Raw genomic sequence first — 15,177 nt, forward strand, 5'->3', positions numbered from 1 at the left:
CTACAGAGTACAAAACTACCGCTCGACTCCCCCACAGATCACCAGAACAGCAAAATCGACACCTGTCCGAGAATGGTGCGGAGTTACTGTCTGGGCGCTAGTAGTTCCAGTGCCGTTGAAACTGCCGGTGTGCACGTCGTACTCCGAGCAATCCTTCGGCAAAGATGAGTTCGGAAACGAGCTCGTTCTGCTCGACACCGAGCAAAAAGTGCCATCTCCGCTATACGCTTGTGGTCCATTCATGGTGCTGGGACCCATCGTTCACGGATATGAAGGCAATGCACTGTGCGGCGTTTTCCCCGATTGACTCACGGATAGCTGAACGACTTCACCAACGTCAACTCCCCCACCGCCCGCATCGGCACCACGAACGTTTCCATCTTTTCGCTCGGCGTCCCTTCTTCGGTAATCACCGTCACCTGCGCGGTAGTCAACGGCTGCACCGACTCTTCCCCGCCCTCGTCATCTCCGCGATAACCACCACCAAAATAATTCACATACACCAGATACTGCCCCTTGATCGGCGCCGGCATGGCGAAGATTTCCGGGCCGTAACCGGTGGTCACGTCGACGTCCAGGGCGGCGCCGTTGGGGGCGACGCGGTCGCCGTACCAGATGTGCGCGCCGTCAGGCGTGATCAGATGCAGGTCGAGGTCGGTGCCGTCGCTGTCCCAGGACAGCAGCACGCGCAGTTTGGCCGGGGTGGCGCCGCCGTTGGCGTTGAGGAACTGGGTGCGGTGGCGTTGCTGGCCGTCGGGGCTGCGGACTTCGACGCTGTTGCTGCCTTTGGGGAAGGAGAACGGGCGGTCGAAGCGGCCGCTGTCGTCGATTTTCAACGGCATGCTGACGCCATTGACGATCAGCCGGCCGGGCTCTTTGCTTTTCGGCGTGGCCTTGATTTCACCGCTGATACGGGCGGTGTTGGCCTGGCCGACCGGGGTGTTCACCGAGGAGGCCGGGTAGTTGACGGTCTGGCGGAAGTTTTCGCCGTCGCCCTCGGGCGCGCCGCTGCGCCAGCCGCCGACCGGGGTGTCGAGTTTGACGCTGTCGGCGGCCATCGCCATCGGCCATGCATTGAGGGCGCAGAGCAACAGCAAGACCTGTGGATAACGGAGTGTCATGGTCTATTCCAGCAAAAGGTGACGGGCGAGCCCTTCGATGTAGGTTTCATCCTGGCCGTTGGGGTGTGCTTCAAAGGCCAGGTGCAGGTATTCGTGTGTCAGGTCGAGGCGATCCTGCAACGACAGCACGCCGCGCACGTAGATGCGCTGGCGTTCGCGGTCGACGAAGGGCCGGCCGAAGGCGAGTTTGCAGACGGCGAAGGTGCTGACTTCGTTGTAGCCGGTTTCGCTTTCCAGCCTCGGACGCCAGCCACGCCGCTGCTTCTGCAGCCAGTCCTGCGCGGCGGGCAGCGCTTCGCAGGACGCCACCGGGTTGTCCCAACGACTGAGGCTGGCACGGGGATAGGCGTGCAGCAGGATCGCGTCGTAACGCTGGCCGGCATTGGCTTGTTCGACGGCTTGTTGCCAGGCGAGTTTGTCGGGGCCGGGTTGATCGGAGTGATAGGTGACGGTGCTGCCGGCCAATACCAGATCCGCCGTCCACGCCGCGATGTTGCGCGATTCGACAGAGGCTGGACGTGGTGCGACCCGTTGGCGGGTGCTGCTGTCATCGATGCTCAGGCATTCGCCGTTGCGCGTGGCGTTTTGCAGCAGATACGTGCGGATCGCCACGGCCAACGCTTTGGCCGCTTCGGCGGGTTCCGGTTTGGCTTCGCGCTCCAACACCCGAGCGACGTATTCTTCGCGATCCAGCCGCGCCACAAGCTTGTCGTTGAGCAGAAACAGTTCGCCATCGCTGTGGATATCCAGCGCATTGCCGTTGGCGAATTCGACACGGTAATCGCCCTGCAACGGACCCGAACCCGCCACCCGATCACCGGCCAGAACCCGGGCAAGCGGATAGCGCGAAAACAGACCGACCTCGACACATCGCCCCGCGTCCGCCGGCCAGGAAGCAGGCAACACCGTCGCCAACGCAGCACCGTAATGCCGCAGAACCATCTGACTGGTACCCCGGCCACCGGCCCAGATCGGCGAGCCGTCCGCCGTCCAGCCAGCAAAACCGCCCTGGCGTGACTTAGAATCCTGATCGCCAAGCCAGCTCCAGGTTTTCACCCGCAAGCGCCCGCCGAGCTCACCGACGACATTACCGTCCGCCGCATTCAAGACGACATCAAGCAGCAACCGGCGCATCTGATCCTGAGCCGGCAACCAAGACAAAACCTTCAGCAAGTCAGCCACGGAAACCCGGGTAGCCGGCTGCACCGATGGCAGGTCCAGCAACCACGACGGCGCCTGTCGCGCCTGCCAATAGGTTCTCCAATCGCCAGCAGTTATGCCCAACCGCGCCGGCTCGAAATACAGCCCGCAGGATTTCACCAGCGCCTGATCACGCTCGATCTTGCCGCCCGCGCTGCAGCAATAAACCTCTTCCTTCGACTGCCCGCGACATTCATATGCCGGCTCTTGCGCGCCGGTATCCACCAGCCACGCGTAAACGAACACCTTCCACAAACTGCCCAGCGGTGCCTCCAGCGACGAAGGCAATGGCTCGCGGGCGATCAGTTGCGTGGTGTTCAGCGACAGCAACTCGCCCTTGTAGGCCACGCGCAACGGTTCATCCTGCGCCGTCGCCAGCGCAGGAATCACACACAGCATCAGCCACAGCAGCGGCCGGGTCATGTCAGTTGACCGTGACCTGACCGAGGGCGGCTTTCGCCTCCTGGGCCTGATGCTGCGGCGCGTAGACCTGAGTGAAACGCACCGGCGGCAGGTTGAACTGGCCCTTCTGCGAGAACCGCACCAGATGCCGCAGACGCAATTCACCGCTCAGCGCATCCACCGGCACCGCGTAGACCAGTTGGCCCGGTTCGAAACGTGCTTTTTCCAGCGCGGTCGGCTCGGTGCCGTCCTTGCCCTGCAACTTGATGCCCCACGTGGTGCGCTCGACATCCGCGCCCGGCGGCAGCGGCACTTCAAGCATGCCGTAGCGCAGCGGTTTCGGTGCTTTGCTGGTGAGGATCACTTCGTCCAGGTACAGGCTGTCGCTGGACAGTGGTTTAGTACCGACCGGCTCCAGTTTGAAAGTGAACGCTTCGTCACCCGGCACCAGACGCGACAGGCGACGAGTGATGGTCACCGCCATCGGATCAATTGCCGGTTGCTGGGTCTGGAAACTCAGCGCGGCACGCAACGGACGCTCCTGAGTGCCCGACACTGACAACACGCTCGGCACCGACGTAGCACCCTGCCACGTCCAGAACATTTCACCGGTCGCGCCGTAGTTTTTCTTCCAGCCTTCGCCCGGAGCCAGGGCGATGGTCGGCGAGGCCTGAGCGATGCTGCGTTGCAGCCAGGTCAGCGCCAGCGCACGTTCGAGGGTCGATTGCTGCGGCAACAGGCGTTGCAGCAGCGCGTTCGCACGAGCCTGATCGAACGGTTGCAGCGACAGGTTCAGCGCTTCGATAAACGGTTGCGAACTGACCGACAAGCGCTGTTGCGCAGCGCCCAACTGACGATTGAACGCATCCGGCAAAGCGACTTTCGACTGGGTCGCCAGCGATGCGGTCAAGATCCGCGCCGCCGCCAGACTGAGCGCCGAATCCGGATCGCTCATCACCAGACTGTCTTCACCGTCGTCCATCAGGTTCGCGGCATTACCCTCACCGGCCTTGGCCAGATCGTCCATCAAGCCGCTGAGCAGCGTGTTGACCGGCAGATGCATCTGTTTGGCGAACGACAGGATCAGCGCCCGTTGCAGCAATGGCGTATTCGGCGCCTGCTTGGCGTAGACCTCCAGTACCCGTTGCCAGTGTTCCGGCGGCAGGGTCAGCTCCAGCACCTGGCTGGCGTTCCAGTCGGCGTAATAGGCGTAAGCGGTTAGAAACGCATCCGGCTCACCGTCGAAACCCCACCAGGTGAAGCTCGCCGACGGCCCGGCCATTTGCACCAGCCGCAGACGGCTGTTCTGCATGATCAGGCGCAAGCGGTCGCGCATCTGCGGGCTCGACGCCAGCGACGGATAGGCGATGCTCAGCGGCAGCAGGCGGCTGGCGGTCTGCTCGACGCCGCCGTACGGATAGCTGAGCAGGTCGTCGAGGGCCGAACGGTACAACGCTTGCGGGCTGTCATCCAGACGCAGGCGAATGTCGGTGGCGTCCGCCGGCAGGCTCAACGGCGTGTCGCCGCTGGCTACCTCAATGCTCTGGGTCTGCGTCACTTGCCAGCCTTCGCCGGTGGCGCTCAGGCGCACAGCCAAGGCATCGGCGGTTTTGCCGTCCTGCACCAGTTCCGCTGTCCATTCGCCGGAGGCCAATGCGAAGGCCGGCAGCGGCAGGTAGTTGATGCCGTTGTTGAGGGTCACCGGCAGGCGCTGTTCGGCGCCGGCGTAGTGGGTCACCAGTTCAGCCTTGACCGGTTTCTCGGCCTGGCTGAAGGCGAACACGCCGAGTTGCGGCTGATCACCCTTGCGGAATTTGCTCGGGCCGCTCCACTTCAGGTACAGCGGTTTTTCCGAGCGGACGAACTGCTTCTTCTGCCCGACCTGACCGTCATCGGCAATCGCCCGCGCGGTGATGCGCCAGCGGGTCAGCGAGTCCGGCATCTTGAAGGTGAAGCGGGTCTTGCCGTCGGCGTCGGTCAGCAGCTCCGGTTGCCACGCGGCGGTGTCGACGTCTTCGCGGCGCGGCCGCTCCAGCACTTTCACCCCTCGCTCGCTGCGGTTGGCCTTGCCCGGCGCGCCGGGGCTGCCCGGCAATGCCACGTCGTAGCTGATGAACGACAGGCTGGCGCTGGTGCGCACGTTGTTGCGGCGCGGGTGATAGAAGAACTGGTCGATGGTCGGCGCGACTTCCGGTTGCAGCGCGTAGACCATTTCGTCGACCACGCTGACCGTCAGGTGCGCCGGCACAGCCTTGCCGGCAAACTGCGTGGTCAGGTCGACCGTCACGGTATCGCCCGGCTGATAGGTCTCTTTGTCGGTCTTGATCGCCACGTCGATCTGCGGCGCGACGACCTTGATCCCGGCGTTCTGGAAGCTGTACTGACCGCCCTTGGTGTACAGCACCGAGAACGTCAGGTTCGGCGCGAAGTTGTCCTTCACCGGGATGCGTGCGCGGTATTGGGTGTCGCTGAGTTTTTCCAGTTTCAGCCAGTCGCCGCCCTTGGCCAGCAGCGCGGTGGCTTCGACCTTGTCGCGCTCCAGCGACAGCAGTGCATCGCTGACCGGCTCGGGGAAGGTGATCAGTGCCAGTGCTTCGTCACCGGCCTTGTACTCCGGTTTGTCGAGGACGATTTCCACGGTGCCCGGCACAGCCTTGACGCCATCGCCGGTGACCGAATGACCGGTGCCACCAAGCACCCGGCCAAACTGATCCTTCAGCGACAGGTTGTAGGTCCCCGGACGATCGAACGTCACGCTGAAACCTTTGTCTTTCGCCGCCAGTTTGCCTTCGCTGGTGGTCTGGTCTTCCAGACGCACCCAGCTGTAGCTGCTCGGCACCACGGCCTGCGCCTGTTCGCTGCCACCTTCGTTGGCGTAGCTGAACGCGACTTTGTCACCGACTGCGCTGAAACGCTGCGGCGCAGTCAGGCGAAAGCTTGCCGCGCCCCGGTCGATGAGGATTTCCTTGGTGGTCTTGACCCGATACGCCGCGCCATCGCTGGCGAACACGGTGAGCATGTAGCGGCTCGGCTTGTCGGCGGCCGGCAGGTCGAGGGCTGCATTGCCCTTGCTGTCAGTGGTCAGTTCAGTGCTGGTCAGTTCCACCGGGAATTGCCCGAGGTATTGCAGCTCGTTGTCGACCATCGACAGTTGCTGGGCGCGCAGGCTCAGGGTCAGTTTGGCATTGGCCACCGGCTTGCCGTCCGGGTACAGCAGCACCAGGCTGCCCTTCACCGGATCGCCAGTGCGGTAATCCTGCTTGGCCAGATTCAGCGAGATTTCGAAGTGCGGCTTGATGTACTCCGCCACCCGGAACGCGCTGCTGTAGGCCTGATCCTTGTAGTTGAAACGCAGCTCGTAACCACCGGCCACCGCATTGTCCGGCAGCTGGAAACGGCCCTGGGTGCCGGCCTTCGAATCGAGCTTCAGGTCGAGGCGTTGCAACTCGGTACCGGTCGCATCGAGCACGCTGACATTGACGTCCGCCGCGCCCGGCAATACCGAATCCCGCGCGTTCTTGAATTCACGACCAACGATTTTCAGCGACACCCAATCGCCCGGGCGATAAAGCGGCCGGTCGGTGAAGGCGTAGAGTTTGGTGTCGTAGATTTCGCTGTCGTAATAGAAGTTTTCCGAAACGAATACGCCGCCCTCTTCGTCCTCGCCGATGACGAACGAACGCTCCGGGCTGACGTGTTTCAGGCGCAGCAGACCATCGGTGTCGGTGGCGCCGCTGCTCATCACGCCGAGGCCGTCGGTCCACAGCACATTGACCTTCGGCACCGAGCTGCCTTCGTGTTTGCGCGCGGCCCACACCAGCAATTCATCACCGGCAATCTTGCTCACCGCCACGGTGTTGGAGACGAACACCATGGTGGTCGCGCGGTACTTGCCGATCAGCGCTTCGACCAGATACAGGCCCGGTTTCAGATTGCCCAGCGGGATGTACACGTTACCCGGCGCGACGCTGACGAACTCGCTGGACGACCCGGCCAGATTGACCCCGGTCGGCGGCTGGATCGGTTTGGCCTGCCACAGCGGATAACGGAACTGGCTGACCACCGGCAGACCCGGAATCAGCGCGAACTGCGGCTGCGCGTCATAAGGTGTGGGCGCGGCGATGGCATTGCCCATCTTCAGTTCCGGCACTTCCTCGGTGACTTGCTGGCGCGACTCGTAGGAGAACGCACGCTGCATCACCCGACGGGATTTGCGGTACCAGTTGTCCCACAGGTACGCGAGGGTGTTCGACAGGCCTTCACCCTTGAACTGGCCGTCGCTGACCACGCGGTGCAGGTTCTTCTGGCGCTTGAGGAAGTCCAGCGGCTTGTCGATCTTGTACACGCGGATGTCGGCGCCGCCGTACGGTTCCATGCGGAAACGGCGGTAGTCACGGCCCGGTGCTTCGAGGCGCACCACCGCCTGCTCGTCGCTGGCGAAACTGCTGTCGGCCAGCAGGAAAAAACTTTCACCGGACACCGGCGTGTAGCCGCTTGGCTCGACGGAGTCTTCGGCATTCACCGCCGAAAACGGCAGGGTCAAGAGCAACAGAAAAGGCAGTAAACGCAACATGCGGGCACCGGTCATTGGGAGAGAAAGTTCAGTCGATAGACGCCGATGAAGTTGGGGTTGGCTGCGTCGGGTATCCATCGGGTGTCCTTCCATGTCATGAGTTGCTGCAGGCTTGCCGAACGCATGCCGTTGTCGGTTGGGGTGGTCGTGCCGGTGTGATAGGCAATGTAGCGGCCCATCCAGATCATCAGGTGCTGGTCGTCGCCCTGATCGAAAAACATCAGATCGCCGGGCCGTGCCTGGGACACGTCGCGGCCGATCAGATGGCTGTTGAACTGAATCAGTTTGATCGCGTTGACGTAGGGCCCGACCTTGCCGCCGCCCTGTTGCCATTGCTGGGCGAACTTGCGTTGCTCGTCGCTCAACGCCAGCTCCGGCGGCAGGTAGCGATTGGACACGCCATTGCTGCGCAGCCATTTGTCGTCATGGACTTTCAGCGCTTCGTTGGCGGCAAACCGCACCAGCCCGGCGCAGTCCTGCTGATACCAGCGCGGGCTCGGGCCTTTGCTCAACTGCTCCTGAGCGATACGCACAAACCAGGCGCGAAAAACCTGGGACTGCGCAGGATCGAGCACCGGCGCTTCGACCGCTCGGGCGCCCGCGCTCAGTAACAGCGCGAGCAGGCCGAGGCTGCGGATCAATGCCGTCACAGCGCTTTCCACTCCAGCGGCAGCCATTGCCAGTGGCCGTCGGGCTCACTGCCTTCCGGCAAGGTCAGGGCGTATTTGCCCATGCCGCCGAGGGTGCGCAGTTTCGGGATCAGGTAGGTTTGCGCGGCGTTGTAGAACACCGGCTCCATGTCCTGGGGCAGGCTGTCGAGGGTTTCCTGCTGCATCAGTTGCGCCATGGAATCCGGGCCGAAGTAGATCGGCATCAGCACGTCTTTCGGCAGCACATCGGCCATCGGCGGGAAGCGCTTGTCGAGGGTGCCGAGAGCCTTGTCGACCAGTTTGTCGTCGAGGGAAAACAGCAGCGTCGAACCGTGGCGCGCGAGGCTGACTTTCATGAAGGCACGGCCGGTGATCGCGTCCGGGTTCTCGGCATCCTTGGCAGCATACGGGCCGAAGTTGGAGCTGACCTGACGCTGCCAGAGGTGGCTCTGGCCTTCCTGCTTTTCGACCACCGGGAACGCGTGGTCGTCGACCTTGCTTTCGTAGGCGCCGACCATCGAATCGAACAGCGTGCCGATATCAGCGTCGAGCTTGCCGCTGTCCTCGTCCTTCAGACTGGCCACCAGCAACGGTGTGTACAGCCGCGAATCGGCGTACCAGCAAAGGCCTGCCGCACCGGCCACGTGCTCGGTGAGTTTCTGCGCTACCGCTTCTTCGGCGCCGAGTTTCACCAGCAACGGTTTCTGCGGTTCGGCGGCCACCGGCAAGGTCACGCAGGCACTGGCGCCCAGCGGCATGGCCTGCCAGACCGGTTTGAAATCGAAGTCCGGCTGGTTGTCCAGCTCATCCATGGCCAGGAAGCTGTGCCAGCCCTTGTCGTCCATGTCGAAACGCAGGCCGGCGAAGTTCGGGATGAAGCGCTGGTAACCCATGGCCAGGACGCTGGAATTGACCGACAGACGTTGCCTGGTTTCAGGCGTCTTGACCGGCAGCCCGAACGCTTCGGGGAACAGTTTTTCGCCATTGAGCAGCGCCGCCAAAGCCTGCGGCGAAACATGGCCGGACTCTTCGGAAGCGCCACTTTCCGGGTCGTAGAACTTGGCCGGATTCGACAGCACCACCAGTTTGTCGCCACGGGAGGCGAACAGCAGGGATTTGCTGGCGTTGTAGGTCAGTTGATACAGCGGCACGTCCTCACCGCCGACTTTCAGGGTGCTGAACACGCTCAGTTGCGAATCGTCCAGAGCGACTTTCGCCAGAGGCTCCAGCAGCTTGGCCAGCCCGCCGCGATCCATCACCAGCAGGAAATCCTTCAGGCGACCATCAGCGCCGCGCCACAGCGCCACGTCTGCCGGTTGATCGAAGAGTTGCTCGATCAGGCTGTCCTGCAGCTTCAGGTCATGCTCGTAGATGATCCGCCGCAAGCTGCCGATCAACCCGAGGCGGTCGGCATGGGTTTCGTAATAGAAGACGAAATCCTCGGTGAGCGTGGCCTTGAGGAACGGCACCGTCAGCAGGTCCTTGGGCAACTGGCTCAGGGAACGGGTTTCCAGCAGCGCATCCGGACGGCTCAGGCCGAGCTTGTCGCTGGCCAGTGCCGCCGCCGGCACCTTGGGCTTGTGCATCAACCAGCCGAGCCCGCCCGCCACGCCGGCCACCAGGCACAGCCCGGCCACCAGCAACGGCCAGCGCCGGGAAGGTTTGGCGGTGGGTGCGGCGGTCGCCGGGGTCTCAGTGTTTTCGCTCATCTTCTCGCTCATGTTCCCAAAGCTCGGCAGTTCATCCGTGGTGCGGGATGCTTAATAGTTGAAAGTCTTGACCAGCAGCAGATCACCGATGGCCCGCAGGGGCACGATGAACGTTTCGCGTTTTTCGTCGACGGTGTTTTCGTTGAGCACCAGCGTGATCTGCGAGGTGATGACCTCGTTCTGGTTGCTGGCCTCCTCGAAGTTATAGCCGCCGTCGCCGAAGTTGCCCCAATAGTTGACGTAAACCAGATAGGTGCCATGCAGCGGTGCGGTCATGGTGAACATTTCCGGGCCGGGGCCGTCGACGCCGTCCGGGTCCAGACCGCCGCCGTTGGTCAACGCCGTGTGGGCGAAAAACGCATGCTGGCCGTCCGGGGTAATGATATGCAGGTCAAGTTCGGCCTTGGGATCGTCCCAGCCCAGCACCACGCGAATTCGCGCCGGTGTGCGCAGGTTGTTCGCTTCGTAGAACTGCACGCGCTTGAGCGACTGGCCTTCGGCACTGCGCACTTCGACGCTGTTTGATCCCGCGCCGAAGGCATAGGGCCGGGCGAAACGCCCATCGTCGTCGGTGTACAGGTTCAGCGGATTGCCGTTGACCGCCAGGGTGTGCGGCCCGCGCTGATTGCCGATGGCCTTGAGCTGGCCCTGGATCATCGTGCGGTTGCGCTGGATGCCGCGATCGATCGGCGGCGTGGGGTAGGCGACTTGCGGGTTTTCACTGCGGTCGAGCAAGCCGTTGTAGCGCCAGCCGCCCACCGGTTCCGACATCTCGGCAGTCGGCGCGGCCGACAGCGCCGGCGCGCAGGCCAGGCCGATCAGCAGCAAAAGAATTGAACGCATGTAATGCCTCCTGCCATGCCTGAACGAAACCTTGCACCCGATCCTCGGTACTTCACAGCGGTGAAAACTGCGTTTCGTCTGAAAGACCCGTGACTGTCGGGTCGTAGAAGGCGCGAAGGTTAGCGATTCGGCAGTTTTTTAACAATCGGATACATCTTGAAATGCGGTGGGAATCACGCCCTCGGGTGGACGATGAGCCGAATAGGCGTCATATTCGGCTCACCAAATGAGCCGAATAGCGTTTCTATTCGGCTCACGCACTCAGGAATGGCATTTCATGGCAACTCACTGGATCTGGCAGCAGCCCGACTGGCCCGACTTCAACTGGCAGGCAGAGCGTCTCACTGCGTTGTTGCGCGAATGCGTTCAGGCGCAGGGACAATTGATGGGCATGGCAGGATCAGTGGGCCATTCACTGAGCGCTCAGACTGAGCTGGACGCGTTGCTGCAGAACATCGTGACCTCCTCGGCCATCGAGGGGGAACAATTGAATGTTGAATCCGTGCGTTCTTCACTGGCACGACGCCTGGGGCTGGAATCGCCTGATGGCGACAACGTCAGCAAGCGCAGCGAGGGGCTGGCGCAACTGATGCTCGATGCCACTCAACGTTTTGCCGAACCGCTGACGCTGGAACGATTGCTGGAATGGCATTCATGGCTGTTTCCAGAACAGGAGAGTGGTTTCCTTTCGCGAGCAATCAATGTCGGCGCATTACGCGGCGATGAGCCGATGCAGGTGGTTTCCGGACGAATCGACCGTCCGACCGTGCACTTCGAGGCGCCACCGCGACAAGGTCTTGAGCGGCAACTCGACAGTTTTCTCACGTGGTTCGACGCCAGTCGGCAACAGGCAGGCCTCGATCCTTTGCTGCGAGCCGGCATCGCACATTTCTGGTTCGTCACCTTGCATCCGTTCGACGACGGCAATGGACGCCTGACTCGCACCCTTACCGACCTGGCACTGGCTCAGGGCGAAGCGCAGGCGATTCGTTTTTATGCGATGTCCGCCAGCATTCTCGAAGATCGCGCCGGCTATTACCGGATTCTCGAATCGAGCCAGAAAGCCACGCTGGACATTACCGACTGGCTCACATGGTTCCTGCAAACCTTGCTGCGCAGTCTGCAACAGGCCATCGCGCGGATTGAAAGTGTGTTGGGAAAATCACGCTTCTGGCAGGCGCACCGTGAATCCGGGCTGTCGGCGGAGCAGATCAAAGTGCTCAATCGCTTGCTCGATGGTGGTGAACGCGGTTTCGAGCACGGTATCAGTGCGGCGCAATACCAAAGTGTGGCCAAAGTTTCCAAAGCCACAGCGACCCGACATCTGGCGGAACTGCTGGAAAAAGGCTGCCTGCAACGTCTTCCGGGCGGCGGGCGGAGCACTCGTTATCAGATTCAATATCCGGACGAATCGGCCGACTGACACCCATGTCCGTCGGCCCGCTCATTTGCCCATAAACCCCCTATCTGCTAGTGTCGCGCCGGTTTAACGTCAACCGGAATTAGCCGCCATGGCCCGCAAAAAAGCTGCACTGGATTTCGAACAGTCCCTCGCCGACCTGCAAACGCTGGTCGAGCGTCTGGAGAACGGTGAATTGTCGCTGGAAGACTCGCTGACCGCTTTCGAGCAGGGCATCGGTCTGACCCGTGACTGCCAGGCAGCGCTGGCCCAGGCCGAGCAGAAGGTCCAGGTGTTGCTGGAGCGCGATGGCGAGCTGGCCGAGGAACCCTTCGACGCGGATCAGCCAGAATGATCGCGGCGTATTCGGCGACCAGCCAGGCGCGGGTCAATGCGGCACTGGAAACCCTGTTCAACGCACCGCTGCCGGAACTGGCGCGGCTTTACGAAGCGATGCGCTACAGCGTGATGAACGGCGGCAAACGCGTGCGTCCGCTGCTGGCTTACGCCGCGTGCGAAGCCCTCGGCGGCAAGGCCGAGCAGGCCAACGGTGCAGCCTGCGCGGTTGAACTGATCCACGCCTACTCGCTGGTACACGACGATTTGCCGGCGATGGACGACGACGATCTGCGTCGCGGCCAGCCGACCACTCACAAGAAATTCGATGAAGCCTGCGCGATCCTCGCCGGCGACGGTTTGCAAAGCCTGGCGTTCAGTGCCCTGCTCGACCCGCGCCTGAGCGACCTGAGCGCGGATATCCGCCTGCAACAGGTCACAGCGCTGGCGCACGCGGCAGGCCCGGCCGGCATGGTCGGCGGCCAGGCCATCGACCTCGGCTCGGTTGGTCTGAAGCTAGACCAGAAAGCCCTCGAACAGATGCACCGGCACAAGACCGGCGCCCTGATCGAGGTCAGCGTCAAGCTCGGCGCCCTGGCCAGCGGCCGCGCCGAGAAGGATGAACTCAAGGCCCTGCAAAGTTATGCACAGGCCATCGGCCTGGCGTTCCAGGTGCAGGACGACATCCTCGACGTCGAAAGCGATACCGAAACCCTCGGCAAACGCCAGGGCGCGGACATTGCCCGCGACAAGCCGACTTACCCGGCCCTGCTTGGCCTCGACGCCGCCAAGGCCTATGCCCTGGAACTGCGCGATCAGGCCCTGCACGCGCTGCGACCGTTTGACGCGGCTGCCGAGCCGTTGCGTGATCTGGCCCGGTATATCGTCGACCGGCGCAACTAAAGGCTAATCAGCCAAAAAAGACCAACGCGTGGGCAGGGGACGATGCATCAGGTAAACTGCCGCATCTTTTATACCTATAACGATTCGCCTGATGCCCACGACGTTCCATGAGATTCCCCGCAAGCGCCCGACCACGCCCCTGCTCGACCGCGCGAACACGCCGGACGGCCTGCGCCGGTTAGGCGAAGCCGAGCTGGAAACCCTGGCTGATGAGTTGCGCCTGGAATTGCTCTACACGGTCGGCCAGACCGGTGGGCATTTCGGTGCCGGCCTGGGCGTCATCGAGCTGACCATCGCGTTGCATTACGTCTTCGACACTCCGGACGACCGGTTGGTGTGGGACGTTGGTCATCAGGCTTATCCGCACAAGATCCTCACCGGTCGCCGCGAGCGCATGGAAACCCTGCGCCAGAAGGACGGCATCGCCGCTTTCCCGCGCCGCTCCGAGAGCGAGTACGACACCTTTGGCGTCGGCCACTCCAGCACCTCGATCAGTGCCGCGCTGGGCATGGCTATCGCCGCCCGCCTGCAAAACAGCGATCGCAAGGCGATTGCCGTGATCGGTGACGGCGCGCTGACCGCCGGCATGGCCTTCGAGGCGCTGAACCACGCGCCGGAAGTGGACGCCAACATGCTGGTGATCCTCAACGACAACGACATGTCGATCTCGCGCAACGTCGGCGGTCTGTCGAATTATCTGGCGAAGATCCTTTCCAGCCGCACTTATGCGAGCATGCGCGAAGGCAGCAAGAAAGTCCTGTCGCGCCTGCCCGGCGCCTGGGAAATCGCCCGTCGTACCGAAGAATACGCCAAAGGCATGCTGGTCCCCGGCACCCTGTTCGAAGAGCTGGGCTGGAACTACATCGGCCCGATCGACGGCCACGACCTGCCGACCCTGATCGCCACCCTGCGCAACATGCGCGATCTGAAAGGCCCGCAGTTCCTGCACATCGTCACCAAGAAAGGCAAAGGCTTCGCCCCGGCGGAAGTCGACCCGATCGGTTACCACGCCATCACCAAACTCGAACCGCTGGACGCCCCGGCCGCTGCGCCGAAAAAGGCCGGCGGGCCGAAGTACTCCGGCGTGTTCGGTGAGTGGCTGTGCGACATGGCCGCCGCCGACCCGCGTCTGGTGGGCATCACCCCGGCGATGAAGGAAGGCTCGGACCTGGTGGCGTTCAGCGAACGTTTCCCGCTGCGCTACTTCGACGTGGCGATTGCCGAGCAACACGCCGTGACCCTCGCGGCCGGCATGGCCTGCGAAGGCGCGAAACCGGTGGTGGCGATCTATTCGACGTTCCTGCAACGCGGCTACGACCAGTTGGTGCATGACGTCGCGGTGCAGAACCTCGACGTGCTGTTCGCCATCGACCGCGCCGGTCTGGTGGGCGAAGACGGCCCGACCCACGCCGGCAGTTTTGACCTGTCGTTCCTGCGCTGCATCCCGGGCATGGTCATCATGACCCCGAGCGATGAAAACGAACTGCGCAAGATGCTCACCACGGGCCACCTGTACAACGGCCCGGCGGCGGTGCGTTATCCACGCGGCACCGGCCCGAACGCGACCATCGAGAAAGACCTCGAACCGATCGAGATCGGAAAGGGTGTGGTGCGTCGTCAGGGCAGCAAGGTCGCCCTGCTGGTGTTCGGCGTGCAAATGGCCGAAGCCCTGAAAGTCGCCGAGACGCTGGACGCGACCGTGGTCGACATGCGCTTCGTCAAACCGATGGACGAAGCGCTGGTACGCGAAATCGCCAACAGCCACGACCTGCTGGTGACCATCGAAGAGAACGCGATCATGGGCGGCGCCGGTGGCGCGGTCAGCGAATTCCTCGCCCGCGAGAACATCCTCAAGTCGGTGCTGCACCTGGGCTTGCCGGACATTTACGTCGAGCACGCCAAACCGGCGCAGATGCTGGCCGAGTGCGGGCTGGACGAGGCCGGGATCGAAGCGGCGGTGCGAGAGCGCCTGGAGCTGCTCAACAAGTAAAACGCAATGCCCATGTGGGAGCGGGCTTGCTCGCGAAGGCATCGGATCAGT

At 62.8% G+C, this 15,177-nt stretch carries 10 protein-coding genes; 4 read left to right on the forward strand and 6 right to left on the reverse strand.

What is annotated here, in order from left to right:
- Positions 1 to 308: 308 nt before the first annotated feature.
- From M5B44_RS22405 to M5B44_RS22430, 6 genes are read right to left on the reverse strand one after another with little or no spacing between them, the layout of a single operon-like run.
- Positions 309 to 1,121, reverse strand: a complete 813-nt coding sequence (locus tag M5B44_RS22405) for a YfaP family protein (protein ID WP_248740523.1) — start codon at positions 1,119 to 1,121, stop codon at positions 309 to 311.
- A 3-nt stretch (positions 1,122 to 1,124) separates the two neighbouring features.
- Positions 1,125 to 2,744, reverse strand: coding sequence for a DUF2300 domain-containing protein (locus M5B44_RS22410; RefSeq protein ID WP_248740524.1), 1,620 nt, complete (start codon positions 2,742 to 2,744; stop codon positions 1,125 to 1,127).
- 1 nt (position 2,745) lies between these two features.
- Positions 2,746 to 7,311, reverse strand: coding sequence for an alpha-2-macroglobulin family protein (locus M5B44_RS22415; RefSeq protein ID WP_248740525.1), 4,566 nt, complete (start codon positions 7,309 to 7,311; stop codon positions 2,746 to 2,748).
- Positions 7,308 to 7,973: a DUF1175 domain-containing protein gene (locus M5B44_RS22420; protein WP_248740526.1), complete on the reverse strand. Its 666-nt coding sequence runs from the start codon at positions 7,971 to 7,973 to the stop codon at positions 7,308 to 7,310. The genes M5B44_RS22415 and M5B44_RS22420 overlap by 4 nt, the downstream gene beginning before the upstream one ends.
- Positions 7,943 to 9,655, reverse strand: a complete 1,713-nt coding sequence (locus M5B44_RS22425; RefSeq protein WP_248740527.1) for a DUF2138 domain-containing protein — start codon at positions 9,653 to 9,655, stop codon at positions 7,943 to 7,945. The genes M5B44_RS22420 and M5B44_RS22425 overlap by 31 nt, the downstream gene beginning before the upstream one ends.
- Positions 9,656 to 9,706: 51 nt before the next feature.
- Entirely contained in the window at positions 9,707 to 10,498 is a 792-nt protein-coding gene (locus tag M5B44_RS22430; protein WP_248740528.1) for a YfaP family protein, read from the reverse strand.
- Positions 10,499 to 10,775: 277 nt separating this feature from the next.
- On the opposite strand from M5B44_RS22430, the gene M5B44_RS22435 reads away from it, so the two are divergent.
- The 4 genes from M5B44_RS22435 (at position 10,776) to dxs (ending at position 15,126) form a co-directional block, all read left to right on the forward strand.
- Positions 10,776 to 11,921 (forward strand): Fic family protein, encoded by a 1,146-nt coding sequence (locus tag M5B44_RS22435; protein WP_248740529.1) that lies wholly within the window; start codon positions 10,776 to 10,778, stop codon positions 11,919 to 11,921.
- Between the two features lie 88 nt (positions 11,922 to 12,009).
- Positions 12,010 to 12,252, forward strand: a complete 243-nt coding sequence (locus M5B44_RS22440) for an exodeoxyribonuclease VII small subunit (RefSeq protein WP_007894317.1) — start codon at positions 12,010 to 12,012, stop codon at positions 12,250 to 12,252.
- Complete coding sequence (gene ispA, locus M5B44_RS22445; RefSeq protein WP_085712314.1) at positions 12,249 to 13,136, forward strand: (2E,6E)-farnesyl diphosphate synthase; 888 nt, start codon at positions 12,249 to 12,251, stop codon at positions 13,134 to 13,136. The genes M5B44_RS22440 and ispA overlap by 4 nt, the downstream gene beginning before the upstream one ends.
- A gap of 91 nt (positions 13,137 to 13,227) precedes the next feature.
- Positions 13,228 to 15,126 (forward strand): 1-deoxy-D-xylulose-5-phosphate synthase, encoded by a 1,899-nt coding sequence (gene dxs, locus M5B44_RS22450; protein ID WP_248740530.1) that lies wholly within the window; start codon positions 13,228 to 13,230, stop codon positions 15,124 to 15,126.
- Positions 15,127 to 15,177: the final 51 nt, after the last annotated feature.

This window comes from Pseudomonas sp. MWU12-2029, from assembly GCF_023242425.1.
Lineage (GTDB): Bacteria > Pseudomonadota > Gammaproteobacteria > Pseudomonadales > Pseudomonadaceae > Aquipseudomonas > Aquipseudomonas kribbensis.